Origin of the sequence: Pantoea leporis (assembly GCF_028048155.1) — a bacterium.
GTDB lineage: Bacteria > Pseudomonadota > Gammaproteobacteria > Enterobacterales > Enterobacteriaceae > Pantoea > Pantoea leporis.
In genome coordinates, this window is the sequence record NZ_JALMEU010000004.1 from 295,660 (window position 1) to 321,316 (window position 25,657).

Annotated in this window: 27 protein-coding genes and 1 tRNA gene; 6 read left to right on the forward strand and 22 right to left on the reverse strand. The window is 48.9% G+C overall.

What is annotated here, in order from left to right; all coding sequences use genetic code 11:
- Window positions 1-121 precede the first annotated feature (121 nt).
- The gene (gene fadL, locus MWH02_RS14040) at window positions 122-1,405 is read left to right on the forward strand and encodes a long-chain fatty acid transporter FadL (protein ID WP_101763618.1); all 1,284 of its coding nucleotides are present in this window, start codon (window positions 122-124) and stop codon (window positions 1,403-1,405) included.
- Between the two features lie 46 nt (window positions 1,406-1,451).
- Here the strand turns inward: fadL and mlaA are convergent, their stop codons facing one another.
- The 10 genes from mlaA to ccmA are packed head-to-tail and all read right to left on the reverse strand — an operon-like array spanning window position 1,452 to window position 9,210.
- Window positions 1,452-2,219 (reverse strand): phospholipid-binding lipoprotein MlaA, encoded by a 768-nt coding sequence (gene mlaA / locus MWH02_RS14045; RefSeq protein WP_101763617.1) that lies wholly within the window; start codon window positions 2,217-2,219, stop codon window positions 1,452-1,454.
- A 35-nt stretch (window positions 2,220-2,254) separates the two neighbouring features.
- Complete coding sequence (ccmI, locus tag MWH02_RS14050) at window positions 2,255-3,466, reverse strand: c-type cytochrome biogenesis protein CcmI (RefSeq protein ID WP_271460862.1); 1,212 nt, start codon at window positions 3,464-3,466, stop codon at window positions 2,255-2,257.
- Complete coding sequence (locus MWH02_RS14055) at window positions 3,466-3,921, reverse strand: cytochrome c-type biogenesis protein (protein ID WP_271460863.1); 456 nt, start codon at window positions 3,919-3,921, stop codon at window positions 3,466-3,468. The genes ccmI and MWH02_RS14055 overlap by 1 nt, the downstream gene beginning before the upstream one ends.
- Window positions 3,918-4,475: a DsbE family thiol:disulfide interchange protein gene (locus MWH02_RS14060; protein ID WP_271460864.1), complete on the reverse strand. Its 558-nt coding sequence runs from the start codon at window positions 4,473-4,475 to the stop codon at window positions 3,918-3,920. Before MWH02_RS14060 ends, MWH02_RS14055 begins: the two co-directional genes overlap by 4 nt.
- Complete coding sequence (locus tag MWH02_RS14065) at window positions 4,472-6,430, reverse strand: heme lyase CcmF/NrfE family subunit (RefSeq protein WP_271460865.1); 1,959 nt, start codon at window positions 6,428-6,430, stop codon at window positions 4,472-4,474. The genes MWH02_RS14060 and MWH02_RS14065 overlap by 4 nt, the downstream gene beginning before the upstream one ends.
- Window positions 6,427-6,912, reverse strand: a complete 486-nt coding sequence (ccmE, locus tag MWH02_RS14070) for a cytochrome c maturation protein CcmE (RefSeq protein WP_271460866.1) — start codon at window positions 6,910-6,912, stop codon at window positions 6,427-6,429. The genes MWH02_RS14065 and ccmE overlap by 4 nt, the downstream gene beginning before the upstream one ends.
- Entirely contained in the window at window positions 6,909-7,142 is a 234-nt protein-coding gene (gene ccmD, locus MWH02_RS14075) for a heme exporter protein CcmD (RefSeq protein ID WP_192233231.1), read from the reverse strand. Before ccmD ends, ccmE begins: the two co-directional genes overlap by 4 nt.
- Complete coding sequence (locus tag MWH02_RS14080) at window positions 7,139-7,909, reverse strand: heme ABC transporter permease (protein ID WP_500797205.1); 771 nt, start codon at window positions 7,907-7,909, stop codon at window positions 7,139-7,141. Before MWH02_RS14080 ends, ccmD begins: the two co-directional genes overlap by 4 nt.
- 27 nt (window positions 7,910-7,936) lie before the next feature.
- Window positions 7,937-8,596 (reverse strand): heme exporter protein CcmB, encoded by a 660-nt coding sequence (ccmB, locus tag MWH02_RS14085; RefSeq protein WP_101763610.1) that lies wholly within the window; start codon window positions 8,594-8,596, stop codon window positions 7,937-7,939.
- The gene (gene ccmA, locus MWH02_RS14090) at window positions 8,596-9,210 is read right to left on the reverse strand and encodes a cytochrome c biogenesis heme-transporting ATPase CcmA (RefSeq protein ID WP_271460867.1); all 615 of its coding nucleotides are present in this window, start codon (window positions 9,208-9,210) and stop codon (window positions 8,596-8,598) included. The genes ccmB and ccmA overlap by 1 nt, the downstream gene beginning before the upstream one ends.
- Window positions 9,211-9,453: 243 nt before the next feature.
- Here ccmA and MWH02_RS14095 point away from each other — a divergent pair, with 243 nt between their 5' ends.
- From MWH02_RS14095 to MWH02_RS14105, 3 genes are all read left to right on the forward strand, one after another.
- Complete coding sequence (locus tag MWH02_RS14095) at window positions 9,454-10,368, forward strand: formate/nitrite transporter family protein (protein WP_101763608.1); 915 nt, start codon at window positions 9,454-9,456, stop codon at window positions 10,366-10,368.
- An 87-nt stretch (window positions 10,369-10,455) separates the two neighbouring features.
- Window positions 10,456-10,527, forward strand: a tRNA-Arg gene (locus MWH02_RS14100).
- A 163-nt stretch (window positions 10,528-10,690) separates the two neighbouring features.
- A complete protein-coding gene (locus tag MWH02_RS14105; RefSeq protein ID WP_271460892.1) occupies window positions 10,691-11,872 on the forward strand; it encodes a tyrosine-type recombinase/integrase in 1,182 nt (393 codons plus the stop codon).
- Here the strand turns inward: MWH02_RS14105 and MWH02_RS14110 are convergent.
- The 5 genes from MWH02_RS14110 to MWH02_RS14130 form a co-directional block, all read right to left on the reverse strand.
- Window positions 11,846-12,790, reverse strand: coding sequence for a sce7725 family protein (locus MWH02_RS14110; RefSeq protein ID WP_271460868.1), 945 nt, complete (start codon window positions 12,788-12,790; stop codon window positions 11,846-11,848). The genes MWH02_RS14105 and MWH02_RS14110 overlap by 27 nt on opposite strands.
- 24 nt (window positions 12,791-12,814) lie before the next feature.
- Window positions 12,815-13,678, reverse strand: coding sequence for a sce7726 family protein (locus MWH02_RS14115; RefSeq protein WP_271460869.1), 864 nt, complete (start codon window positions 13,676-13,678; stop codon window positions 12,815-12,817).
- Window positions 13,679-14,259: 581 nt separating this feature from the next.
- Entirely contained in the window at window positions 14,260-14,532 is a 273-nt protein-coding gene (locus tag MWH02_RS14120; RefSeq protein WP_154190382.1) for an Ogr/Delta-like zinc finger protein, read from the reverse strand.
- Between the two features lie 279 nt (window positions 14,533-14,811).
- Window positions 14,812-17,499 carry a DUF927 domain-containing protein gene (locus MWH02_RS14125; RefSeq protein ID WP_271460870.1) on the reverse strand — a complete coding sequence of 896 codons (2,688 nt, stop codon included), beginning with the start codon at window positions 17,497-17,499 and terminating at the stop codon, window positions 14,812-14,814.
- A complete protein-coding gene (locus MWH02_RS14130; RefSeq protein WP_271460871.1) occupies window positions 17,496-17,840 on the reverse strand; it encodes a DUF5375 family protein in 345 nt (114 codons plus the stop codon). Before MWH02_RS14130 ends, MWH02_RS14125 begins: the two co-directional genes overlap by 4 nt.
- 21 nt (window positions 17,841-17,861) lie before the next feature.
- Here MWH02_RS14130 and MWH02_RS14135 point away from each other — a divergent pair.
- Window positions 17,862-18,982, forward strand: a protein-coding gene (locus tag MWH02_RS14135; RefSeq protein WP_271460872.1) for an IS3 family transposase whose coding sequence is annotated in 2 segments (ribosomal slippage) — window positions 17,862-18,120 and window positions 18,120-18,982 — 1,122 coding nt in all. Because the reading frame shifts where the segments join, the coding sequence is not laid out codon by codon here.
- Window positions 18,983-19,323: 341 nt separating this feature from the next.
- On the opposite strand, the gene MWH02_RS14140 is transcribed toward MWH02_RS14135, so the two are convergent.
- The 6 genes from MWH02_RS14140 to MWH02_RS14165 all read right to left on the reverse strand — a co-directional run bounded on the left by MWH02_RS14140 (window position 19,324) and on the right by MWH02_RS14165 (window position 24,202).
- Entirely contained in the window at window positions 19,324-20,226 is a 903-nt protein-coding gene (locus MWH02_RS14140) for a DUF4435 domain-containing protein (protein WP_122889716.1), read from the reverse strand.
- Window positions 20,227-21,546, reverse strand: a complete 1,320-nt coding sequence (locus tag MWH02_RS14145; RefSeq protein WP_158601481.1) for an AAA family ATPase — start codon at window positions 21,544-21,546, stop codon at window positions 20,227-20,229.
- A gap of 33 nt (window positions 21,547-21,579) precedes the next feature.
- Window positions 21,580-22,392: a DUF6387 family protein gene (locus MWH02_RS14150; protein WP_271460873.1), complete on the reverse strand. Its 813-nt coding sequence runs from the start codon at window positions 22,390-22,392 to the stop codon at window positions 21,580-21,582.
- Between the two features lie 287 nt (window positions 22,393-22,679).
- Complete coding sequence (locus tag MWH02_RS14155) at window positions 22,680-22,868, reverse strand: hypothetical protein (RefSeq protein ID WP_110866538.1); 189 nt, start codon at window positions 22,866-22,868, stop codon at window positions 22,680-22,682.
- Between the two features lie 25 nt (window positions 22,869-22,893).
- On the reverse strand, window positions 22,894-23,226 hold the full coding sequence (locus tag MWH02_RS14160) for a hypothetical protein (RefSeq protein ID WP_271460874.1): 333 nt from the start codon (window positions 23,224-23,226) through the stop codon (window positions 22,894-22,896).
- A gap of 106 nt (window positions 23,227-23,332) precedes the next feature.
- A complete protein-coding gene (locus MWH02_RS14165) occupies window positions 23,333-24,202 on the reverse strand; it encodes an AraC family transcriptional regulator (RefSeq protein WP_271460875.1) in 870 nt (289 codons plus the stop codon).
- Window positions 24,203-24,382: 180 nt separating this feature from the next.
- On the opposite strand from MWH02_RS14165, the gene MWH02_RS14170 reads away from it, so the two are divergent.
- Window positions 24,383-25,282: a DMT family transporter gene (locus MWH02_RS14170; RefSeq protein ID WP_271460876.1), complete on the forward strand. Its 900-nt coding sequence runs from the start codon at window positions 24,383-24,385 to the stop codon at window positions 25,280-25,282.
- A 38-nt stretch (window positions 25,283-25,320) separates the two neighbouring features.
- Here MWH02_RS14170 and MWH02_RS14175 read toward each other — a convergent pair whose 3' ends face one another.
- Window positions 25,321-25,560: a hypothetical protein gene (locus MWH02_RS14175; RefSeq protein WP_008101313.1), complete on the reverse strand. Its 240-nt coding sequence runs from the start codon at window positions 25,558-25,560 to the stop codon at window positions 25,321-25,323.
- Between the last annotated feature and the right edge of the window lie 97 nt (window positions 25,561-25,657).

A 25,657-nucleotide genomic window follows, 5' to 3' on the forward strand; every position in this document is an offset into this window, starting at 1 on the left:
GTCGGACCTATACTCGTCGCACTGGTCTGATATGTGGTTTTGCCATCAGTCCCTACAATTCGCCGCTCTTTGTTACGCGACGTAACAACGTTAAATAATAAATCTGGATGAGGTTGTGGTCATGAACCATAAAAACCTGTTTGCAAAGTCAGCTGTGGCAGCTGCAGTAACGCTCGTCTGTTCTCATGTTTACGCCGCGGGCTTTCAACTGAATGAATTCTCAGCAATTGGTTTAGGTCGTGCATATTCCGGCGAAGGTGCGATGGGTGATACCGCCGCCTCTGCCAGCCGTAACCCGGCAACCATGGCATTAATGGATCGCCCTTCTTTCTCTATCGGCGCGGTTTATATTGATCCCGAAGTGGATATTAGCGGTCAGAGCCCGACAGGTCGCAGCCTCGATGCCAAAAATATCGCCCCAAATCAGTGGATCCCTAATCTTCACTATGTGCACCCAATTAACGATCAGTGGTGGATTGGCGCATCTGCGACCTCAAACTATGGTTTAGCAACCGAATTTAATGACGGCTATACCGCAGGTGGTTATGGCGGCAAAACCGACCTGATGACCGGTAATTTTAATATCAGCACCGCTTATCGACTGAATGAGAATTTCAGCTTCGGTATCGGCTTTGATGCGGTCTACGCAAAAGCGAAAATTGAGCGCTATGCCGGTGAAGCAGGTGCCGTGGCAGGATTGCCAGCCGATACCCAGATTGCGCATTTAAAAGGTGATGAATGGGGTTACGGCTGGAACGCCGGCATCCTGTACGAAGTGGATAAAAATAACCGCTTTGGCTTTACCTACCGCTCAGAAGTAAAAGTCGACTTTGACGGCGACTACAAGAGCAACATCCCCACCGCCTTTAACGGTACACCGCAGGCACTGGCTTTAGGCCTGCCTTACGGCACCAGCGGCACCACAATTCCGGGTTCTCTGACTTTGAATCTGCCAGAGATGTGGGAAGTGTCAGGCTGGCATAAAGTGGCGCCGCAATGGGCGGTTCACTATAGCCTGACTTATACCAGCTGGAGCCAATTTCAGGAGTTGAAAGCCACCGGCAGCAATGGCCAGACGCTGTTCTATAAGGATGAAAGTTTCCACGATGCCTACCGTATCGCGTTGGGTACCACTTACTTCTACGACGATAACTGGACCTTCCGTACCGGTATCGCCTTTGATGACAGCCCGGTTCCGGCCGATAAGCGTTCTATCTCTATTCCGGATCAGGATCGTCTGTGGCTGAGTGCCGGTGCGTCTTACGCCTTCAATGAAGATGCTTCTGTCGACCTGGGTATTTCTTACATGCACGGTCAGAAAGTCACCGTGAAAGAAGGCCCGTATACCTTTAACTCTGAAGGTAAAGCCTGGCTGTACGGCGCGAACTTTAACTACAAGTTCTGATACGTAGCTTGATAAAAAAGGCGACTCATTGAGTCGCCTTTTTGTTTTATTCAGAATCAATATCTTTCAGATCGTCCTGAATCGCACTGGCGTTCGGATTATCTTCCGGCTTCAGCTTACCGCCGTTGGCAATAAAGTCATGTCGCTGGAAGTAGGCATTACGAATAAAGGCGTACGGATCTTGCTGCTGACGCAAAATGGCGTCCGAATCCAGCAACTGCGCACGGGTTTCAATCCCTTCCAGCGTCCATTTACCTACCGAGATCGGCCAGCTCAACCAGCTTAAGACCGGATAGAGCGTATCAACGAAGTCACCGCCATCTTCACGGATGGTGAAACTACCGTAGGCCGGCAATTCAACATACGGGCCGTAACCGACGCCATAACGTCCCAGCGTGCTACCAAAGCGATGCGGCACTTCACGCGCCAGCGCCGGATTGGCTTTGCCCGCCACGTCGATAAAGCCACCCAGCCCTAACACGGTGTTCAGGAAGAAGCGGGTGAAGTGGATGCCTGCCTGGCGCGGTTCACCCACCAGAATGGCGTTGACCATGCTGGCGGGCTCTTCAACGTTGGATAACACATTACTGATGCCGCTACGTGCCGGCACCGGCACGTAATCGCGCCAGGCGACTGCCACCGGACGCAGAACATACGGATCCAGCACGTTGTAGTTGAAGTTAAACATCGTGCGGTTAAAGCCTTCCAGCGGATCGCTGCGCTGCGCAGGTTCCGTATTTTCAGCCGGTTTTGAGCTGGCACAACCCACCAGCAGTAAGCTGGCTAGCGCCAAACCGGTCAGGCGGTTATTCATTCTTCTCTCCCTGTGCGGATCAGTAAGGTATCGCTTCAGGGCTGCTGTTGATTAATTTCCACAGCCAGTTGCTGATGACCATCCCAGGGTGTGACCGCGCTTAAACCCAACCAGTCGCCAGACTGTGGATTGGCACTGCCATCGCGCGAAATGCGCACCCTGACTTGTACCTGATGCTGTGCCGAAAGCAGGCGATCGGGCATCATGGCATTGCTGTCATCGAGCGTGAGCGATAACGGAAAGTGGCTCAGCGGTAAACGCTTCACAGCCACAGGCACCGGTGAAACACCGTCAGACACAGAAATATACAACACTCCGCCTTGCGGTAACATTTTTTCTGCCGGCGGCGTCAAACTCACCGTCAATGCCAGGCTGCTATTTTGCTGTCCCGCGTCGGTTTTCGCTTGTTCAATGCTGCGCTCGATCATGGTGATGCGACGATCGCCTGCCGGTAACAGTTTCAGCATCACCTGCCATGCACCAATCGCCTCGTTGTACTGCTGCTGTTCAAAGGCGTTAAACGCCAGCAGACTCAGCGTGCGCACATCGCTGTGATCGCGTTTAAGCAGCGCTTTCAGCAACACGTTGGCCTGACGGTTATCCTGCGGATCGCTGGAGCGCGTCAGCACTTCGGCATAATCCTGCTGCAGTTCGACGTTGTCTGGCGCCAGCTGTAGCGCATGTTCAAATGCCTGGCTGGCATCGGTGGCATTATTCAGCACCATCCCTAAGCGGCCCAGCATCGCCCAATCGTTGAGGTTCGTTGCGTCGTTCTGCAGCGAGCTGCGCAGACCCAGCTGCAGACGCGCCAACTCTTCCATGGTTAGCGGCTGAGCTTTAGGATCCATCACGCGCGCACGTAACGCAGGATACTCCTGCTGTACGCTGACAAACGCGGTTTGCTGCGTAAGTCCGCCGGTTTTCAGATACATGCCAACCGACACCACCAGCAGCACAATCACGCCCGGCAGCAACACCCAGCGGCTGCTGCGATGAATGGTCGCGGCATCCTGCTGCGGCACATCAGTTAATAGTGTTTGTTGCAGTTCGCGCACCATTTCCGGGCGCTCAGCCACCACGCCCTCTTCTTCATCACGCTCCAGCTCGCGCAGGCGTTGCTGATAGAAATCGGTGTTGAGACGATCGCGATCGCCACTGCTGGCCTCGCGCTGACGCCAGCCGGCACGCAGAAACAGCGCGATAGCCGCCAGCAGTAAAATAATCAGGGTAATCCAGAATCCAGTCATTACGGCTTCCCGTCACGCTTGAGTAACGCCGCAAGGCGCTGTTGTTCACTGTCGTCGAGTTCGCTACGCGCTTTGCCGCGACGATTACGCAGAATAATGATCAGCGCGCCCAGCACCACAAACAGCGCTGGCCCCACCCACAAAATCAGCGTGGAAGGCGTTACCGGCGGCTCATACGTCACGAAATTACCGTAACGCGCCACCATGTAATCAATGATCTGCTGGCGGCTTTCGCCCTGCTTCATCAACTCGTAGACTTTAAGACGCATATCCGACGCGATCATCGCATTGGAATCGGCAATGCTGTTGTTCTGGCATTTCGGGCAACGCATCGATGCGGTGAGATCACGGTATTGTTCTTCCTGCTGCACCGAATCGAACTGATAAGTATCAATCGCCGCCCACAGGCTGGTGCTGAGCAGAATGCCCGCTAACAGTAGAAGCAGCCGTTTCATACGCCCGCCTCCTTGTTGTATTTGTCCCACAGCGGTTTCACTTCTTCGAGCCAGACACGATCGTTCATGTCGCCTGCGTGGCGATAACGAATGATCCCTTTGCCGTCGATCAGGAAGGTTTCCGGTGCGCCGTAAACGCCGAGATCGAGACCGAGCATCCCGTTGCCGTCATACAGGCTGAGCGCATAAGGATTGCCCAGCGTGTTCAGCCAGGTCACCGCTTTGGTGCGATCGTCTTTATAGTTGAGGCCAACCACGCGAATGCCTTTTTCCGCCAGCGTGTTGAGGTATTGATGCTCCGCGCGGCAGGTTGGGCACCAGGTTGCCCAGACGTTGAGCAGAATCGGTTTGCCGTCGGTCAGCACCTGCTGATCGTAGATTTTGCCGGGTTGTTCGAGCGCTTCCAGTTTGAATACTGGCACCGGTTTGCCGATCAACGCTGATTCGAGACGCGTTGGATCATCGCCGTTGGCGTTGCGCGACAGCTGCCATAGCAGCGCTGCGGCCAGCAGCAAAAACAGAACTAACGGGATAAACAGGATTTTTTTGTTCATGCCAGCTCCTCGCGCTGCTCTTTTTTGCGTGAGCGATAGCGCGGATCGAACAGGCAGAACAAGCCGCCCACCGCCATAAACACGCCGCCGAACCAGATCCAGCGCACAAACGGTTTGTAGTAAATCCGCACCGCCCACGAACCGTCATCCAGCTCTTCGCCCAGCGCCGCATACAGATCGCGGGTGAAACCGCCGCTGATTGCCGCTTCGGTCATCATGGTGCGCGCGGCTGCATAGAAGCGTTTTTCCGCCTGCATCACCGCCTCCAGCTTGCCGTTGCGCGTCACTTCAATCACCGCCACGCCGCCGCTATAGTTCGGCCCTTGCAGGTTGCGCACGCCGTGGAAGGTAAAGTGATAATTGTGGATATCAACGGTATCACCCGCCTTCATGCGCACATCACGCTCAACGCTGTATTGGGTGCTAAAGGCGATACCAACCACGGTCACCGCCACGCCTAAATGCCCCAGCACCATGCCCCAATGGCTGCGCGACAGATGTCGTAAACCTTTGAAGAAAGAGTAACGATGGGTGGCGCGCTCGTGCAGTTCCATCAACGTCAGCATGATCACCCAGATCGACATCAGCAGGCCGATAACCGTCATCGCCTCAATGCGATCCTGCAGCAGCCACGGCAGGGCGATCGACAGAATCAGCGTCACTAACAGGCCCACGCCAAGGCGTTTCCACAGTTTCTGTGGTTGGTCACGACGCCAGCGCACCAGCGGACCGATACCGAGCATCAGCGCGAACGGTGCCATCAGCCAGGTAAACATGGTGTTGAAGAACGGCTCGCCCACCGAGATGCTGCCGAGACCGAGCTGTTTATGCACCAGCGGCAGCAGCGTACCGAGTAACACCACCAGCATCGCGGCGATCAGCAGCACGTTATTACCCAGCAGGAAGGATTCGCGTGACCAGGCTTCGCTCTGTACGCGGCTGCGCACCTGACCACCTTTCAGCGCGTACAGCAGCAGCGAGCTGCCAATCACAATCACCAGGAAGGCGAGAATAAACATGCCGCGCGCCGGATCGGAGGCGAACGAGTGCACGGAAACCAGCACGCCGGAGCGCACGAGGAAAGTGCCAAGCAGGCTTAACGAGAACGCGGTAATCGCCAGTAACACCGTCCAGGACTTGAAGCTGCCGCGCTTTTCCGTTACCGCCAGCGAGTGCATCAGCGCGGTACCAGCCAGCCACGGCATAAAGGAGGCGTTTTCGACCGGATCCCAGAACCACCAGCCGCCCCAGCCGAGTTCGTAATAAGCCCACGCCGAACCGAGGACGATACCGATAGTCAGGAAGACCCACGCGGCGGTGGTCCACGGACGTGACCAGCGCGCCCATGCGGTATCCAGACGTCCGGCCATCAGCGAGGCAATGGCAAACGCAAAGGCCACCGAGAAGCCGACATAACCCATGTACAGCAGCGGCGGATGGAAGATCAGCCCGATATCCTGCAGCATTGGGTTGAGATCGCGCCCGTCAATCGGGAAGTTTGGCAAGGTGCGGGTAAATGGATTCGAGGTGAGAATGATAAACAGCAGGAAGCCGAGATTAATCATGCCCATCACCGCCAGCACGCGTGCTAGCGCATCCTGCGGCATCCCGCGACTGAAGATCGCCACCGCCAGCGTCCAGGTGCTGAGCAGCAGCACCCACAACAGCAGTGAACCTTCGTGCGCACCCCAGGTTGCCGCGATGCGATAATAGACCGGCAGCAAGGTGTTGGAGTTGGTGGCGACATAGCCAACGGTAAAGTCATTCACCACAAAGGCGTGCACCAACACCACAAAAGAGGCGGCGACACAGATAAACATGCCCCAGGTTAACGGGCGCGCCATGGCCATCAAACGCGCATCCTGCCGCGCAGCGCCCCACAACGGATAGACGCTCAACAGGAGCGCTAAAGCCAGCGCCAGACACAGCAGAAAGCTACCAATTTCCGGCATCATGATTGCGCACCCGACTGCTGATAGGCTGCTGCAGGTCCTGTGTGATTCTTCTTCATGGCATCTTCAATTTCGGGAGGCGTATATTTTTCATCGTGTTTCGCCAGCACTTCTTTGGCGTTCACCAGATTGCCCTCTTCCAGCACGCCTTGCGCTACCACGCCCTGCCCTTCACGGAACAGGTCCGGCAGAATGCCTTCATAGGTAACACTGACCACGCCGCTGGCGTCATACAGCTTGAAAGAGACAGCGAGCGTTTTCGGATCACGCTTTACGCTGCCCGGCATCACCATGCCGCCAATGCGCAAGCGCTGGCCCGGCTCAGGCTTCTGATGATCTTCACCTTTGCCGTTGATAATTTCACTCGGGGTATAAAACAGGTCGATGTTGGAACGCAGCGCATACATCACCAGCGCGGTCGCCAGGCCAAGCCCGATCAACACCGCGATCGCCACATAGAGGCGATTACGACGACGGATATTCACACGGATTCTCCCGCTGCTCCACTGGCAGCTTTTTTCGATTTAGCCGCGCGAATGCGGCGCTCCCTGGACTGACGCTGGCGAATTTCCGTCAGCAAACGGCGGCGGAACAGCACGGTGTGCAGCACCAGACCGAATAACGGGATCAACGTAAGGATAACGGCGAGCCAGACGTAAAAGGCATAGCCGCCCATGGCGAAGAAATCGCTCCACGATGCAAAGGCTGGCGTCATGATTTGCTTCCTCCCTGCGCCACATCAATCGCCCACGGACGATGACGCTCGGTGAATAGAATCAAATTGCGCAGGCGCATTAAGGTCAGCGCACCAAACACCAGCAGGTAACCGAGAATGGACCAGCGCAGCGGTGTGCGCATGCTTGGATCGATAGCCTGCTGCAGAATGCCTGATGAGCCCTGATGCAGCGTGTTCCACCATTGCACCGAGAAGTGAATGATCGGCAGATTAACCACGCCAACCAGAATCAAAATGCCGGCGGCGCGCCCGGCGGTGCGGCGGTCTTCAAAGGAGTGATAGAGCGCGATAACGCCCATATAGAGGAACAGCAGCACCAGCTCAGATGTCAGGCGTGCATCCCAGATCCACCAGGTTCCCCACATCGGTTTACCCCAGGCGGAGCCGGTAATCAGCGCGATAAAGGTGAACACCGCGCCAATCGGCGCCATCGCCGCTGAGACCAGATCGGCCATCTTCATCTGCCACACCAGGCCGATAAATGCCGCAATAGCCATTGACGCATACACGCCCATCGACCACATCGCTGCAGGCACGTGAATGTACATAATCCGGAAGCTGTTGCCCTGCTGATAATCCGCCGGTGCAAAGCCGAAGCCCCAGACCCAGCCGAGTAATAGCGTGCCAACACCCAGCACAGCGAACCACGGAATCAAGCGACCGCATAGCTGGTAAAGCCGCTCAGGCTTTGCCCACTGGTGTAACCATTTCCACATTTTGCATAGCTCACAATAAAGAAAATTCAGGTTTCGACCGCTCTGGGGCGGCACGAATTAATGCAGACTGATACGCAAGGCCGCTGCCGTCGCGAACGGCGACAGCGTTGCGCTTACCGCCAGCATCGCGCCAAGAATCGCCAGATAACCCCCGATCGGCAATCCCATTCCGGCGGCATCAATCGCCGCGCTGGCAAATATCAAAACCGGTATCGACAACGGCAATACCAGCAAACTCAGTAATACGCCGCCGCGTCGCAGACCAACGGTCAATCCGGTGCCTATCGCGCCGAGAAAACTCAGCGTTGGCGTGCCAAGTAATAACGTCAATGCCATCGCGCGCCAGCCGGCAAAATCCAGCGACAGCAACAATGCCGCCAGCGGCGACAATAAAATCAGCGGTAGCCCGGTAATCAGCCAGTGCGCAATCACTTTGCCCAGCACCGTGATCGGCAGCGGCGTCGGCAACAGAAGTAGTTGCTCAAGCGAACCATCAAGAAAATCGTCACGAAACAGCCGTTCCAACGCCAGCAATGAGGCGAGTAACGCGGCAACCCACGCCACACCCGGCGCAATGCGCGCCAGCTGCTGCGGCTCCGGTCCGATACCTAACGGAAACAGCGTGATAACAATCAGGAAAAACCACAGCGGATTGATCACTTCCCCGCCGCTACGAAAAGCGATTTTTAATTCACGCTGAATGACCCGGCCTAACATCAAGCCCACTCCGAAGTAAGACGAATTTTACGCACGCGCGCGCTGTGATCGGGCAGATCCTGATGCGTGGTCAGAATCACCGCTCCGCCGTTATCGGCATGGCTGACGAATCGCGCCATTAATTTTTCCACACCGCCTTTATCGATGGCGGTTAAGGGTTCATCGAGGATCCACATCGACGCCGGACTGAGCCATAAGCGTGCTAATGCCACGCGCCGCTGCTGTCCGGCGGAGAGTTGTGCCACCGGCACCTCTTCAAAGCCCAGCAGATCGACCTGCTCAAGCGCAGCAAAAATCGCGTCTTCTTTGCTGCTACCGTGCCAGAAATGCAGGTTCTCTAGCGGTGAGAGTACCGATTTCACGCCGGGGTGATGGCCAAGATAGAGCAGATTTTGTTGCCATACTTCGCGCTGTTGACGAAGGGGCTGTGACTGCCACATTACGTCGCCCTCTTCCGCCCGGCTTAATCCGGCCAGCAGGCGCAACAGCGAAGTTTTCCCGGCTCCGTTTGGCCCTTCAATTTGCACAATGTCACCCGGTTGCACGCGGAAGCTCAACCCATGAAACAAGGTTCGCTCATCACGAACGCATGAGAGATTAATGACTTCGAGCATAGAAGGGAGAATCGCGGCAATGAATGAGGCGGGGATAATACCACATTGAATCTGTGGGCCGAAGTCTGTGAGCTGGCTCCCACTTACCCCAAATGGGGTATTCGTGCGCCCCAGATCAACAAATTGCTCAAAAATCCAACTCAGTTAAAATTTCGTTACTCTTAATTTGAATCTTCGTAACAAATCGACCTTGCAAAAACCAGCTACGCTTATGACGCAATGGCATTATCACCTGAGGAAAACATGAAACAATCACCATCGATTTCAAACAGTGACAACGATGTAGAGAGTGATGAGAAGGAGCAAGGTAAGGAGATAGAAGTCGATGAAGATGCCCTGCCCTCGCAGGCTGCGGCGATTCATGAAGAGATACGCCAGGATGGGGAAAAAGAGCTCGAGCGTGACGGCATGGCGCTGCTCTGGTCCGCGGTTGCGGCGGGACTGTCAATGAGCGCTTCGCTGATGGCGAAAGGCATTTTTCAGGTCCATCTTAAAGGCGTGCCGGGCGCATTTTTACTGGAAAATTTGGGTTATACCTTTGGCTTTGTGATTGTGATTATGGCGCGCCAGCAACTGTTTACCGAGAATACCGTTACCGCCGTTTTGCCGGTGATGCACAAACCGACCGGCAGCAACTTTGCGCTGCTGTTACGTCTCTGGTGCGTGGTGCTGCTCGGCAATCTGATTGGCACCGCATTAGGGGCGCTGGCCTTTAATCATATGCCAATATTCGACGATGCGACGCGTCAGGCCTTTACCGCCATCAGTGAAAAAGTGATGGTGAACTCCCCAAGCGAAATGTTCGCTAATGCGGTGATATCAGGCTGGATTATCGCCACCATGGTATGGATGTTCCCGTATGCGGGTGGCGCAAAGATTGTAGTGATTGTGATGATGACCTGGCTGGTGGCGTTAGGCGATTTAGCGCATATCGTGGTCGGTTCAGTCGAGGTGCTGTATCTGGTGTTTGCGGGCACGCTGCCGTGGTACGAATTCTTCTGGCCATTTGCCTTGCCTACGCTGCTTGGCAATATCACGGGCGGTACGCTGATATTTGCGTTGATCAGCCATGCGCAGATTCGTAACGATATGAGTGAAGCGGCGAAAGCCAAAGCGCGTGCGGAACAGAAGCGGAAAGAGAAGCAAAAACAGGTGTAAGCCTGGTCTTAAATTGCTGATAGATTGAGCAAACAACCGCTGCATAGTTAAAATCAGGTTCGCGGTGCGCTATACTGCGCGCCCGGCGTCTCCTTAGTTAAATGGATATAACGAGCCCCTCCTAAGGGCTAGTTGCAGGTTCGATTCCTGCAGGGGACAATTCTTTCAAGTCTCAGCTTGTCTCGTAAAGTCTAAATTCCCTTATAAAACATAATTATACACCACGTATCACGTCCAGAACTGTCCAATAAAGTTCAATGGAATCTATACACAGATGTGTATAAAATTGCGTATAACTCAGTTCGATCTTTTTTCTATACACATGCTGCTATCTGATATTCAAATTAAACGTGCTAAACCGCAAGACAAGCCCTATACGCTCAACGATGGCGCAGGGCTATCGCTGTTGGTTGATGTCAGTGGTGCTAAGGGCTGGCGCTTCCGTTACCGCTTTGTAGGCAAGCCCAAAATGATCTCATTTGGCGTTTACGGGGAAGTTTCGCTTGCAGAGGCACGCCGCAAACGTGAGGAGGCGCGTGCGATGCTAGCTAAGGGGATTAATCCCAGCGACGCACGTAAAGCCGATAAAATAGCGCTGCGTTTCTCGCATGAGAATAGCTTTGAAGCCGTTGCCAGAGAATGGCACAGTGGTAAGAAGTCAACCTGGACGGATGGCTATGCTAAAGAAGTTTTAGGCTGCCTTGAGCGCGATATTTTTCCCTACGTTGGCCACAGGCCCATTGGGCTAATTGAGCCGCTAGAGCTATTGGCCGTGCTGCAAAAAATAGAAAAGCGTGGCGCATTAGAGCAGGCAAGCAAGATCCGCCGCCGCTGCGGTGAAGTCCTCCGTTTTGCTGTGGTAACTGGCCGAGCAAAGTACAATTTTGCTCCCGATTTGGCCATCGCCTTAAACAAGCCAAAACAGAACCACTTTCCGTTCCTTACAGAGAAAGAGATTCCAGCTTTTGTTGAAGCGCTTGAAGGGTATCGGGGCAGCTTACTGACTAAATATGCCACTCAGCTCCTCATGCTTACCGGTGTCCGCACCGTTGAACTCCGAGAGGCTTTATGGTGTGAGTTTGATTTGGATAACGCTTTATGGGAAATCCCGAAAGAACGAATGAAAAAGCGCCGTTCTCATTTGGTGCCGCTCTCGTCTCAGGCAATCGAGATTTTAAATAAACTGAAGGTGATATCAGGTAAATATCAGCTGGTGTTCCCAGGCAGAAACGACGTTAGAAAGCCGATGAGCGATGCCAGCATCAATAAAGTGATAAAGATGCTTGGCTATCACAGGCGGCTAACGGGGCACGGTTTCCGCCATATGATGAGCACGATTTTGCATGAATATGGTTTTGAAAGTGCTTGGATTGAGATGCAACTTGCGCATGTTGATAAGAACTCAATTAGAGGAACTTACAATCATGCGCAATATATTAAAGATCGAGCTGTGATGTTAGAATGGTATGCGGAAAAATTATATCCTACCGTTGATAATATCTAACATTAAACAAATATGGTGAGTAATTTGGAATTGTTTATTCTTTGCGAGTCCGGGCGAATGTTTTCTTTGACTACATGAATAGTAGTTATTCAAACCAATATTGTTTCCATACTGCGAAAGATAGTTTGGTACATGAGCCGTGATTTGATCGGCAACATCAATGAACATTGTTGCAACGTCTACTGCGCCTCGTTGTGTATTACTTGAAACAAAGTGACGTACCCAAATTGAGTTATTGCTTAACTCTTTATAGATAAGATGAGAGGCTATAGCTGAGGGCTGTCCTCCACCTAAATCTAAAACTTTTCCTGTAATTGAATAGTCACCAATACCTATACAATTCCGACCAATATATTGATGCTGATTTGTGAAAAACTCTGATCCGTTATAGTCAGCATTTCTTGCCAACTTTCTGAAGTTATCATTAATGAATATGGACTTAATGGCGGGAATGTAATTATATTGATGCTGAGGCAATGAGTTGTTTAATATAATATGATAAGTAATGCGAGGATCACTTGCCAATGTCTGTAATTCTGCATCAGTTAAAGCTGCATTATCATAGATAAGGGCAACCCTTTTATTTCCACAACTTGAAATCCATGTTGTCAAAGACTGAAAATTTATGCCCGACTTTACCAAACAACCAAGAATTATATTATTCTTTGTGGTTATCAATTGGGATATATTTTGATTGAATTGATTAACATTATTGCCATTGGAAAAATCATTCTGATAGGGATTAAGTATAACCACCACGTCACTATTCCAAGCATTCAAACAAGTAACTAAAGCAGTTGCATTTGAATTAACAGGTTCGAGTACAGGAAGTAAGCCATTAACGTTAACAGCAGTAGATGAAATCTCTCTCAATGATAATAATTCAGTGCCTCTTGCATAAAGATATGGACTATACATACAACTTCTCCTTTTTTCAAAAATTCAATAAGATTCAATTTTAGAATCCATTAGATTAACAATATAATCTTTGTGTTTTTTTGATAGTGGTGTTGCGTATCCCAAAGCACGTAAAGACGCAGGAAGACAATAAAGATAATCAATAAACTCTTTGTCAGTAGCTCTTTTTTTCATTGCGTTAATGAAATATGAGTTAGCTACTTCTAAAGGAATTGATAGGAATATGTTCTTGCAATAATTTTGTACAACCCCATTAGGCAAAGAAATGACTGATGATGTGTAATCCTCAACAATCTTAACATATTCACTTCTTCTAAGAACATTGAATATTTTCTCAAGCTTTACATTTTCAGTATTAAGTTTAGCCTCCTTAACAACACTTAATGTTTCCTTTAAACTTAAAGATATGACGCCTAAATTTGGTATATCTAGTGCTGCATATTTATTTGCAAGACTCGGATGTGTAACTATATAAACCTTTTCAAACACGTCTAAATAATCCACTGACTGGGTAATTAAACGCTTTGGTGTATCAAACTCGGTTTTGATTTCATAGGCCGTAGAATGGCCATTAAAAACAGCGACATCCACTATAGAATTATTTACCGGCAACTCAATTGAAGACGAACTCGTTTTAGGACTATGACGACCAAAAACAACCTTATTAACAATGGCCGATTTGTATACATATTCATTTCGATAATTTTTTCTTAGAAGATCAAAAAACAAATCAAAAAGTTCTCTTATAGTTAACCCATTATAGTTAGGGATAGTTTCCTTGAAGAGTGATAAGGTAGCAGATAAATCCTCCCCTCTCGCAAGCGAGTTAAAAAAAGGCCTACGAAATGCTTTTGCGTAGATCATATTAGCATTATCAATAACTTGCATACCCTCAAATCCCGATCACTACAAATATATGTGGCTAGAATCAGCAAGCCAATATGTAATTTCTAGCATATTATCTATCTTTTTATTAGATGCAACTTAAAAGTTATCCACTTTATTCTAACTTTTGTCGCGTAAGAATTATATGCAACCTGTATGTAAATTTATCATACCTTTGTCAAGCAACCATAGTGACTATGCCTAGACATACCCTATATTGGCAAAAACGGCGCTACACCGCACCCGCCTGCGGTTTCCGTATTAAGAAATTATTTCAGTTTCGCTTTTCTTCAATGCACTGTCTCCGCCCCCGGCAGCAAAGGGTTTATGGCTCACACCCCTAACTGAAATCGTTGAAAGGAATTTCACTTTTTTTCAGTTCCGCAACAACTTCAAGTCATCCGAAAGGGAATTAAATTATTGATATTTAAAGGAATTTAATTTTTGCGTAACCAAGAAAATTATTATCAGTCAAAATGATTGGAATATAACAAATTGATATTTAATGACTTTATCAGAATGACTACTGAAATTTTTTCATCCAAAAAGTAAGCCGGGCGCTCACGTTCTGCCCGGCATAGTAGTTAACTCTTAATCTCTTCCTCTCTAAGTAACTCAAGCACCTGTTTTCGCTCATCCCGACCAAGTGCGTTTAGCAGCTCCCTTACCCTTCCATCTCCAGCTAACGCACTGGGACTGATGGTATGTGAAAACGAGACGTTCATTACAAAGGTGTGCCCACATTCCAGATTGGTGCACTGGCAATAAACATCTGATAGCTGAGGATGCTTTCTGTTGGTTTTGCGTATCGTTGCGTCCGCTAGGCAAACCGGGCAAGTCATTTTCATTATTCGCATGGTTGTTCCTTCAAAACATGCCCGCCAGATTGAAGGCATTTGGCACGGTTATCTATCTCTGAGATGTGTAACAGTGGTAACGCTGGTAACACCTTTGTTTTATATAGATAAAATCTGTTACCACTGCTGTTTTTACTTAGGTAATGAGTGGTAACAAGCGCAATTCTGTTACCAGTGTTGCCAGTCAGAATTTTTAACTGGTAACAGCAGCAGGCCGCATGAACTCAGGCTGTTACCTTTGTTACCAGTGTTACCTTTAAAAAATAAGGCTCACGCGATTTATGCAGGTTCTGCGCTGCCCAATACCAAACTGCTGAACTGATAAACGCGTTTAACCCCTATTTCTGGCAGGCGAACGCTTGTCTGTGTGCGCCCTTCACTACCCGGCTCAAGCCATCCGGCGGCTACGCACAATCGCGCCACCTTGCGGGCGTCAAAACCTTTGCAGATCTCTTTCCAGCCAGACGGCAAAACATAAAACGTAGTAACTGGCTCACTGTCATTGCCACCCTTATCTACCTTACGGAAACCCATCATGGCCGTAGGTCGATTCCGTTCGTCATACCAATCAGCAAAACGGCTGAACTGGTTGCGGGTCATGAAGTCACAAATCTGCTCCAATGCGGCTTTATCTTCTTGGTTCGCTGCATGGCCACGGTCAGTCACCCATGAAGACAGACAGCGCTCCGCCGCTTTAAAAGCTTCGCCCTCTGGCCATCCAGTTATGCCTGCGCGGGTTGCCAGCTCCCCGGCCATTGCAACAAGCGCAAAGCGCGTCACTGCTCGTCCAACCTGATTCCCGGCGTCCTGAGGCGTCAGCCTGCGGGTGAAGTCTTTTAGCATGGCTTTCGCCTGACTGGTCACTTCCGGCAAATTCTGCGTGATGTGATGCAACCAATCGCGGAACGGCGCGCCATGATGCTGCGTTACTGACTGCTCCAGATGTTCAGCCAATGCTTTGCCACCGCTGAAGCCATGTAACTCCTCAAACACGCCGTGCATACCGGAATCGCTTGGGATTTGGATCATGCGCACCTCGACGCCGGCATAAGTGCGCTCTCTAGCGTTTGCCGCATGCTCAACCAGTGAAAGCTCCCCAGTAGATAGAAAAAGCAGATTCCAGCGGTTCGTTTCGCGTACCGAACCGTCCGTTCTCGCTCTGGCTTTACCTTGGCCATTCGCCAGCATATAGGCGATATTTCCCGCTTCCCGCCCATCTACCTCGCGGATTTCATCCAACATGAGCGTAGCGTCATTACGGCGGCTGGCCGTACCTTCCAGCGCATTACCGGTTGATCGCCACGTATGCCAGAAATCCGTTCCACCGCAGACGGAAGCGGCTACTTTCATGGTCGTGGTTTTGCCGTCAGTGGATTCGCCTTTGAGGTGATAACCACCACCGCCCATGCCTACTAGCCGCAGCAGAGGCGATGCAAAAGCCAGACTGACAGAGAACGCCACTCGAGCATTGCCGATACAATAACGCCCAATCTGATCCCGCCACTCTTCCGTGGTGCCGCTTACTCTGAAATCACGGCCTTGTACGCTGCTGGTTTGCAGAATGACAGACTGAGCATCGCGCCCGATCACCTCGTCCTGAAGCACATATACGCCACCATGCCAGCCAGTTTTATTCACACAGGTAACTTTCCTATCGGGCTTGCACAGAGAGATGTACTCCATCAAATGCGCGCGCGCCATTCCGTTGATGTTGATATAAGAAAGCCCGTTAACCAGCAGCACACGCCGCAGTTCTTCGCCACTGCCGCCAAGCAGCTCCATCGGCATCGCCCATTTACGGCTCATACCGTTGGTGTCCTCCCATTCGAGCAAGCGGCCATAATTACTGCCGTCTGCATCACTGGTGATCGCTGTGACGCGCAGCGGGCTGCAAATCTTGATATTACGGATCTCTGTGTCACCGTCAGACTTATTCACCTGCTTGTCATACCAAAGATATTCTTTTGTCAGCCGGAACCCTTGCGGCAATCGGGTAAGCCCTTTGCCATGCAGCGCCATTTCCTCCATGAACGCTTCACGCGCGCGACGTTCCCCATTTTCGCGGCGGTAATCGTCCCAGTCGGCTTTATGCCTAGTTGGCGGCAGCGTTACCCACCCATCAACAGCTTTCGCCGCTTTCTCGGCCTGAATACGTCCAGTGTTATCTTTGCCATCAAGGAGATCATTATCCCCAGCCAGAATGATCCGAGCCTCTGGCCAGCGCTGGCGTATTTGCTCCGCTACCTTTACTAAATTCGTTGCAGCAACAGCAGCAAGAATTAGCCCATCAGCCAGCATGCTAACGGTTATCCCCGTAGCAAAACCCTCAGTGATGATCACTTGCTCAGGTGGTTCCGCTGGCAAAGCAGAAACCTGAATAAATGCCCCTGACAGCTGGCTACCTTGCAACAGACATTTTTCACCTTCAGGGCTGATAAGCTGGCCACCCGTTATGTTTCCAGCAATATCCGTAAGCGGAAGCAGAATAGAGCCAGCGCTAAACGACATACCCGCCATGCTAAATTGCTTATCTAGCAAAGAAACCGTGTGCCCATGAAGGCCACGCGCCGTTAAATAGCTGCACTCTCCCTGCTGTGTTTGCTGGCTAAGTTCAGTAAAGCGTTTCTGGCCTGCTTTGCCGTCCACAGCTTTATTTCTGGCAGGCATTATTGGCTGAATACTCACTTCAGGTAATGAGAGTGTTTCGGCTACCATCGCAGACACGGTTTTAACATCATGGCCAGTAGAAAGACGCACAAGATCCAAGCCGTCACCGTTGCCACAGTGGTTACAAAACCACGTTCCACGACCTTCTTTATCATCCAAGCGAAAACGATCTTTTCCACCACAAACCGGGCAGGCTCCATGCCGCTTCCCGTTTGGAACATTTATTCCCAGAGCGGATAAGATATGCGGCCAGCGGCCTCGTGCTGCGTTAGCAATTGCTGATACAGATTGCATTTTCACAGGAAGTCCTCCCCGTAATCTGGCGACATAAACTTATATCCCTGCGGTAGTTCACCATCAGGAGCGCCAAAAATAATGTCTCGATAGACCTCGCGTAGCTCCGTTACGCCTTTAATGGAGAGGCGCAAGTTTTCAACCGCAAAGCCCGGTGCGAGCATTTGCTCAAGCACTTTAGCGGCTAGACGGCTTCCCTCTTCAATCCCAAACTCATCAATCCAAGGTGTCTCGATATGGAATAAGATATTTAGCATTACCTTTTCAGAAGTGAGGCTAACGATCTCTCCATCCTCGTGACCTGCTCCCCGTTGATTAATACACCGCGATGTTAGTAATGTCTTCATAAGCCACATGAGGACATCCCCATGAAGAATCGTTTTTCCGACGAACAGATCATCAGTATTCTTCGCGAAGCGGAAGCCGGAGTTTCTGCCCGTGAGCTCTGCCGCAAGCACGCCATTTCCGACGCCACCTTTTACACCTGGCGCAAGAAGTTTGGTGGCATGGAAGTTCCTGAGGTGAAGCGGCTTAAATCTCTTGAAGAGGAGAACGCCCGCCTCAAGAAGCTGCTTGCCGAAGCCATGCTGGATAAGGAGGCACTTCAGGTGGCTCTGGGACGAAAGTACTGACGACAGACCAGAAGCGGGAAGCTGTTGAGTTTATGCGTGATGCGACCGGTCTGTCGCAACGTCGTGCCTGCAGGCTTACAGGTTTGTCTCTGTCGACCTGCCGCTATGAGGCTCAGCGCCCGGCGGCTGATGCGCATTTATCAGGGCGCATCACTGAGCTGGCACTGGAGCGCAGGCGTTTTGGCTACCGTCGCATCTGGCAGTTACTGCGCCGTGAAGGCCTTCATGTTAATCACAAGCGCGTGTACCGCCTTTATCATCTGAACGGGCTGAGCGTAAAACGCAGACGTCGTCGTAAAGGGCTGGCAACAGAACGTCTGCCGCTGCTCCGCCCGGCGGCGCCCAACCTGATCTGGTCGATGGATTTCGTCATGGACGCGCTGGCCACCGGTCGCAGGATCAAGTGCCTGACCTGTGTGGACGACTTCACGAAGGAGTGTCTGACAATTACCATCGCATTCGGGATTTCAGGCGTTCAGGTCACGCGTATTCTGGACAGCATTGCACTGTTTCGGGGCTATCCGGCGACGATAAGAACTGACCAGGGGCCGGAGTTCACCTGCCGCGCACTGGATCAATGGGCCTTTGAGCATGGCGTGGAGCTGCGGCTTATCCAGCCCGGCAAGCCGACACAGAACGGATTTATTGAGAGTTTTAACGGACGCTTTCTCGATGAATGTCTGAATGAACACTGGTTCAGCGATATCGTTTACGCTCGGAAAATCATTAATGACTGGCGGCAGGATTATAACGAGTGTCGTCCACATTCAGCACTGAATTATCAGACGCCATCAGAGTTTGCAGCACGGTGGCGAAATGGAGAATGTGAAGGTAAACAAACCGACATTACTAACTGAAGGTTATATCTAATTCTGGGGGCAGGTCACTTCAGGTAAGCGAATGAGTCGAGTGGTTTGTGTAGTAGATGTGTTCATGATTGTATCTCCTCGTCTTGTCGATGAGTTGATACTAAGTAGACGGGAACAGGCTTTGAAGGGATGTAGTGGACTTAGTTTTTTGTGGGGATTTCTTACTTCACTTTTGCAAACTAATAATTTTTTTCAGCTCTTCCCCTTGACAAGGTTAAATTTAACTATAGAGGAGAAAGGAAGTTTCTGTAACTAGAAAAACTTCCTCCTATCATTGAAGATGATATATATTCTTCAAAAGCTTATCTGAAGCTATTATCTAAAAATAATCAATCTAATGAAAAAAAATGCTCTTCTTCATTTTCTTCTAACCATCTAAACAAAGCTTGATATAAGGATGTTCTTCTAAATTTCATCCTATCAAAAGATAGCGCTAAGCTCTCTTCAACCCTATCCGGATGTTGAAATACTGTATTTTTACTTTTTATCCCTTGAGAAGCCACTATGCAAATTATCTCTGCAACATCATGACCGTTAACTATTTCGGTGCTGGGATGATTTTCGCCATAAACTTCACTATAACTCTTTGTTATCAAATCTTTATTACTAACAACTTGACCTCTATTTTTGGAATATTCCCAAACTGTATGTATCATCTTGTCAAGATCTAAATGAAAGTCATTTTCATTTATAAATTTTTTAAATTTTAATCTATTGCCGTCTACCTTTTCCGGTTTGAATGACAATCCTAAATTATATCTTTTATTTGCAAGCTTGAGACATCCTAATTTATATGCGCCGCTAATAACCACTTCTCGAATGGAGGAACTTATTTTCTCCTCAAAATTTTTCCTTCCTTCATATTCCACACATACGGATAACATGTCTTCCAAGGTATCGACCATTATCATCATAATTTCAGAATCGTGCCCATCTGTCATAAAAATATTGGTTTTAAAACCTTCTACAAATTTTGGATTATCTTTTATTCTAAAAAAATCCGCATCTCTTATACCTATTGCTTTTTGGAATCCACGAGCTGAAAGTGTGTTATAGGCTTCTCGCTGTTTATATTTACCTCCTGTTTGTGTCAATCTAACCTTTGCTAAATCGAAGAATTTAGAATAAACTTTTAAATCTTTCACACCCTCTACTAAAACATGCATCCCTTTAAATGATTTATCTTGCATGATTGCATTAGCTATACGGTCGGGAGTAATATATTGGTCCATCTACTCTACTCCCTCTAATTCTACACTCAGCTCCCAATTTGAAGAGATTATGTCGGGTGAGTGAGTAGCAATTACTGCACTGAAGCCATTAATTTCCGCGATTTTCTTAAGGTCATCTATAAATTTATTTTGCCAAGATATATGTAATGATAACTCAGGCTCATCAATTAAAATAAGATCTCCGTGTGAGGAGTTAAAAATCAATTTATAGAATAAAACCAATTCATGCTGTTCTCCAGATGATAATTTCGTAAGTTCAATCTCCCTGATTTCGTTTTTCTTTCCTCCTATCATCGAGGTGAATTTTAGTCCGTCTTCTTTACTTACTTTTAAAATTTTATGTTTGAACCGGCTATTTATTATGCGCATGAATTGACTTATCTTCATAGCTAAGCCATCATAAGGTTCAAGTTTTTGTTTACTATCTTCTACATATTGCTTCATAGAAGTAATAATTAAATCGTTATGCTCATCTTGTATTATTGCAAGTTCTGACTCCTGAGCATCTACGACGAGACCCGTAGTTGATAAAAATTTTCTTTTTTCGTTTAATTCATAAAGCTCTCTATTTAATTGTTCATACGTATAGTCAGTTCTTTTCCGTAGGTTTTTTACTAATCTATTAGGATATGTACTATCTAATGCAGATGTTAAATCCGCCGAGGATTTTATTGCATTGGAAATCAAATCCTTCAATTCATTTGAACATTGTGTAACCATACTCATATAAGAATCTTTTCGAGTTTGATTTCTAGCAATTATCCGCTGGGTTTCAATTAATTTCACCGAAATCTTATTTGACTCATTAACTAACCACTTGGGAGTTGTTGTTTTTTCAGTTTCACTTTTCAGCTTTTTCTTAAGCCAAAGATGTTTTTCTAAGGTTCTGTAATCAACCCCTGTATTATGATGCAGCATTTCATTCCGCATCATATCTAATTCCAGATCCATTTGTAAGTGGTAGTAATCATCCGCCGTAAACTTACTAATCTCAGTTCTGTTCGATCCAAACAACTTTTCCGGCTTGGGACTTATATTTTTGCCATTTCTTTTCAAGAGTATCTCATTACTTTTCCTTTCTGAATCCCTGTAAAACTCCCAAGATTCTTGATTATCAAAAAAAATGGTTATATTTTCAAAATCCAAATCAATTAAGAATTCGTAGTTACCGTTAAATATTGCACTAATTGATTCTAAAAATTTTGTTTTGCCAATACCATTCTCTCCAATAACAATAGTTACCCCGCTACTTTGATTAAAAGGAATGGTATGATCAAAAATACCAAACAATTTTCTAACCGACACTTTTACTATTTTCAATTTAATCCTCAACTTTTGAGATTTATATACTGCTCACACCAATTTTCGAAGATGTACTACAGGAACATCTATAAGATGCCGATTCTTGTTAATAAAACCCTCAATATTCTTACAAATAATACCTGTCAATGCTTTTTCAGCTATTGGACGATCTGTATCTTTGAGTTGTTCTTCCCCTCTCACTTCATCTGTCAGATTAGGATAGAGTAATCTGCTAAGTATAGTATTTGATAGGCCCACCCCATTCAACTTCCCCCACATAAGAAGATCCATCATAGGAAGGATACGGTAGTCAACCAACTTTAGAATCCTTCCCAGACCGAAAGCCTCTTGCTTCCTGCCCTTGATCCCATACTCTTTTCTCCAAACAGGAAGTAACGCACGAAGCGAGCCTATGATTTCTTCATCTGATGAGTTTTCCAAGTCAAAGTGTGTATACACACGGCTTTCATTGGTTCTCATAAAAACGGCTCTCATACTTTGAGTTAGTGGCTGCTCTTTGACCTCTTTCGTAAGTTGATCACTTCCTTTGACAAACGACTCTTGCGAGAACATTTCAAGTGATCTTTTGAGGCTTTCAATATGAACAAAGGTGACTTGTCGTATGTGAGTTTGGCTTTCTGCCAGATGAGTGTCGAGGTCAATTGTTTTACTTATTAGAGGGTTACCTGCAAGGATCTGGTCAAAATAAACATCCCCTTCTCCAAAAAACTCAATTGAATCGAGGATGTTCTTTCTTACCTGTAACTCCTTATGTAAGCCTTTTAAAGTGCAAGACTCAACATGAACATAGTTGTCATAGTCAAACCAAGCCTGTAGCTCTTTGTAGATCTGAACCGTATCCATACTGAGGCCTTACATTTGTTTTTTTTAGCTCAATGTAGAAGTCAGCTCATCATCACCTTGAACCAGCTCTTCAATCAACAAGCTCTGAAACAGTAACAACGGCTGATAAAATTGAGTATAATTAAGACGCTTTTTTCAGTGTCTCACAACAGTTTTTAAGGTTATTTTTGAGTGTTGGTATCTATGATGGTATAAACGATTTAACTTTAATATAAACTTTTTAAATCAGTAAGTTAACTACTAGTTCGATTTCTGCAGGGGACACCAGATTTTCATCGTTCTCCCGCTTAAAACAGCCATCTTGCCAGAGCAAGTGTCAGTCCAGCGGTGCTCATTATTCCCGCCACAATCCATTTCGTTTGCTGGTTAATCGCCTGATGAAGATCGCTTTTAGTGGCGTAATTCGATTTGATCACCGCGATATCCGTTTTCATTTCATGAATATCCGCTTCCAGCTTTGATACGCGCTTTTCCATGTTCACTCCTTGATTAGTTATTCACTTAAAACAACCAGCGAGCCAGTGCCAGCGTCATGCCCGCAGTACTCAGCATCCCAGCGATTATCCATTTTGTCTGATTACTTAACTCCTGATGAATTCTCCCAATATCCTGATGCACTTTTCCAATCTCCTGATAAAGATCGCTTTTGGTGACGTAATTAGATTTGATCACCGCGATATCCGTTTTCATTACTGCCATATCGGTTTTGATATCGTCAATATCCGCTTCCAGCTTTGACACGCGCTTTTCCATAATTACAGCCTCTTGTAACTTGTCATTGTAATCAATGTGATAGCTTAATTCTCCTGCATAGCATCCTACTCCAAAATCCATGGAAAAAATGCCTCACTGAGTTTGAAAATGTACAACTGAGAGATGTGTTCAGAAAAAAACAGGGGTTCTTGCAGCCGATTACAACGTTTTAAAAGTGAGATCGTAATCAGACTTGATCTTGGCGCCATGCCGATGGCGTCACGCCATGCAGCTGACGGAAGCGGTTACTGAAGTGACTCGAGGAGTGAAAACCGCAGCGCATTGCGATTTCTGTTAGCGTTAAACGGCTGAATTTCAGCAGCTGCAGCGCAGCATCCATGCGGCGACGCATCACATATTGATGCGGGGCCTCGCCAACGCTGCTGCGGAACATGCGGGCAAAATGGTATTCGCTCAGCGCCGCTTCAGCTGCCAGTTGCGCCAGCGTTAATGGCTGATCGAGCTGCGCATCGATATACGCCATGACTCGCCGCAACACGGCGGGCGCCAGTCCGCCACGCACCTGCGGCGCTTGCCATTGCACATCGCTGTAGCGTTGCAGCAGATGCGTCATCAGCAACGTTGATGCGCTGCTGAGCATCAACTGATTCGCCGGCTGTTGCCAGTCGGTGCTCAGCAAGAAATGGCGATAAAGTTGGGTGATGCGATCGTCCGCCGCGAAGATCTTTTCATGCAGATTGAGCTGCGACGGACTGCGATCCCAGATCTGCTCGCCCAAATGCCGCAGATGTTCGTCGGTGCAATAGAGATGCACAAACGACAAATCGGCGCGAATATCCCACACCGATTCTACCCCGCTGGGCATCAGGCAAAAGCGATCCGGGCCGCCGCCGTTGCGCCAGCCGTTTTGGGTTTTATGCCAGGTTTCATAGCCGTCTGCGGTATACAGGCTCAGCGTATGATGATCGCTAAGATTGGTGACGCGATCGCCGCTGTTAAACCAGGCCGCCAGCTTAATGCCGCTCGACAACTGCACACTGTCGCGCAGCTTCGCTTTGTGGCGCTGCAGCATGTTGAAGGTCTGGTAATCGGCCATGGTTCATATCACTCGAAGTTCATGAGCGCCCAGTGTACGGATCTCCGCAGACAGAAAACAGGTCACAGCCGGACACAGAAGTAAAAAGCGCAAGATTTTGCAATTGCCGCGCAAAAACGTGCAAGCCGCAGGTTGCTTTTCACGCCACACTGCGCGCCAGATTATGTCGGAGAGTGCGCTATGAATGTGATGTTATACCTTGCCGTGGTGATGATTTGGGGAACCACATGGATTGCCATTTTCCTGCAGCAGGAAGCGGGCGATACGCCCGTTTTGGTGGCGGTATTTTGGCGTTTCTTACTGGCGTCGCTGATGATGCTGGTGATCCTCAAACTGCTGCATCGGCTACGAACGCTGGATAAGCGCGATCATCTGTTTTGTCTGCTGCAGGGCTGCTGCGTGTTTGGCTTCAACTTTGTCTGCTTCTATCATGCTGCCGCGTGGATCAGCAGCGGACTCGAGTCGGTGATATTCTCGATGGCCGTGCTGTATAACGCGCTTAACAGCTGGATCTTCTTCCGTCAGCGCCCATCGTTTCGCCTGTTGCCAGCGGCGGTGCTTGGCCTGGGCGGTATTGTCGCACTGTTCTGGAATGATATTCAGGCGGCGCATCCGGCTCCACAGTTGCTGTGGGGCGTGGGCCTCAGCGCGCTTGGCACGCTGGGCTTCTCCTTCGGCAATATGATTTCGCTGCGCCATCAACGCCGTCAGCGTGATGTGTTGACCACCAATAGCTACGCGATGCTGTATGGCGCTTTGGTGATGGCCGCAATGGCATTAATTAACGGCGATTCGCTGGCGCCAGCGCTGAATATGCAGTGGTTAGGCGCGATGAGCTACCTGGCGATATTTGGTTCGGTCGTGGGATTTGGCGCCTATTTCACGCTGGTGGGCCGTATTGGTGCCAGTCAGGCCGCTTACAGTACTTTGCTGTTCCCGCTGGTGGCGCTAACGCTCTCCACGCTTTATGAAGGTTATCACTGGCATAGTAATGCGATTATCGGATTGGTGATGATTCTGGCGGGGAACATGGTGATGTTTGTACGCTGGCCGACGATGGGCCGATTACGGACTGCATAAATAACGAGAGCGGGCATTGCGCCCGCTCTTTTGTTCCTCTAGCGCCAGCCCTGAACGCCGATATTGAGCTGGTGAGGTTTAGTTATGGCTTTTCTGGCAATCCAGTAAAGCAGGACGCGTTCATCATCTTTGTCGCGGTCGGCCATTGCCAGTAATTTCAGCGACAACGTGGATTTATTCACTGGTTGATGCTCATCGCTTAACTCGATCACCGCCTGACCGATAATGCAGCAAACCTCATCCTCATTTGACGCGGATTCATATGTTCGGTCTTTCATATTTCCTCCTTTTGAATGAACTTTAAGCCTGGCAAACATCCACAACTTTGCAGGCGATATGGCGTGATCGATACAAACACTTACAGATGGTTACCCG

Excerpts from the sequence above, each read along its gene's own strand:
- MWH02_RS14055 (WP_271460863.1), bottom strand. The coding sequence starts at position 3,921 with ATGAAACGGCTGCTTCTACTGTTAGCGGGCATTCTGCTCAGCACCAGC.
- MWH02_RS14130 (WP_271460871.1), bottom strand. The coding sequence starts at position 17,840 with ATGAAGACATTACTAACATCGCGGTGTATTAATCAACGGGGAGCAGGT.
- MWH02_RS14060 (WP_271460864.1), bottom strand. The coding sequence starts at position 4,475 with ATGAACAAAAAAATCCTGTTTATCCCGTTAGTTCTGTTTTTGCTGCTG.
- MWH02_RS14155 (WP_110866538.1), bottom strand. The coding sequence starts at position 22,868 with ATGGAAAAGCGCGTATCAAAGCTGGAAGCGGATATTCATGAAATGAAA.
- fadL (WP_101763618.1), top strand. The coding sequence starts at position 122 with ATGAACCATAAAAACCTGTTTGCAAAGTCAGCTGTGGCAGCTGCAGTA.
- ccmD (WP_192233231.1), bottom strand. The coding sequence starts at position 7,142 with ATGACGCCAGCCTTTGCATCGTGGAGCGATTTCTTCGCCATGGGCGGC.
- MWH02_RS14165 (WP_271460875.1), bottom strand. The coding sequence starts at position 24,202 with ATGGCCGATTACCAGACCTTCAACATGCTGCAGCGCCACAAAGCGAAG.
- MWH02_RS14065 (WP_271460865.1), bottom strand. The coding sequence starts at position 6,430 with ATGATGCCGGAAATTGGTAGCTTTCTGCTGTGTCTGGCGCTGGCTTTA.
- MWH02_RS14115 (WP_271460869.1), bottom strand. The coding sequence starts at position 13,678 with ATGCAAGTTATTGATAATGCTAATATGATCTACGCAAAAGCATTTCGT.
- MWH02_RS14175 (WP_008101313.1), bottom strand. The coding sequence starts at position 25,560 with ATGAAAGACCGAACATATGAATCCGCGTCAAATGAGGATGAGGTTTGC.
- MWH02_RS14160 (WP_271460874.1), bottom strand. The coding sequence starts at position 23,226 with ATGGATTTTGGAGTAGGATGCTATGCAGGAGAATTAAGCTATCACATT.
- ccmB (WP_101763610.1), bottom strand. The coding sequence starts at position 8,596 with ATGTTAGGCCGGGTCATTCAGCGTGAATTAAAAATCGCTTTTCGTAGC.
- ccmA (WP_271460867.1), bottom strand. The coding sequence starts at position 9,210 with ATGCTCGAAGTCATTAATCTCTCATGCGTTCGTGATGAGCGAACCTTG.
- MWH02_RS14105 (WP_271460892.1), top strand. The coding sequence starts at position 10,691 with ATGCTGCTATCTGATATTCAAATTAAACGTGCTAAACCGCAAGACAAG.
- MWH02_RS14110 (WP_271460868.1), bottom strand. The coding sequence starts at position 12,790 with ATGTATAGTCCATATCTTTATGCAAGAGGCACTGAATTATTATCATTG.
- MWH02_RS14095 (WP_101763608.1), top strand. The coding sequence starts at position 9,454 with ATGAAACAATCACCATCGATTTCAAACAGTGACAACGATGTAGAGAGT.
- mlaA (WP_101763617.1), bottom strand. The coding sequence starts at position 2,219 with ATGAATAACCGCCTGACCGGTTTGGCGCTAGCCAGCTTACTGCTGGTG.
- ccmI (WP_271460862.1), bottom strand. The coding sequence starts at position 3,466 with ATGACTGGATTCTGGATTACCCTGATTATTTTACTGCTGGCGGCTATC.
- MWH02_RS14120 (WP_154190382.1), bottom strand. The coding sequence starts at position 14,532 with ATGCGAATAATGAAAATGACTTGCCCGGTTTGCCTAGCGGACGCAACG.
- MWH02_RS14140 (WP_122889716.1), bottom strand. The coding sequence starts at position 20,226 with ATGGACCAATATATTACTCCCGACCGTATAGCTAATGCAATCATGCAA.
- MWH02_RS14170 (WP_271460876.1), top strand. The coding sequence starts at position 24,383 with ATGAATGTGATGTTATACCTTGCCGTGGTGATGATTTGGGGAACCACA.
- MWH02_RS14150 (WP_271460873.1), bottom strand. The coding sequence starts at position 22,392 with ATGGATACGGTTCAGATCTACAAAGAGCTACAGGCTTGGTTTGACTAT.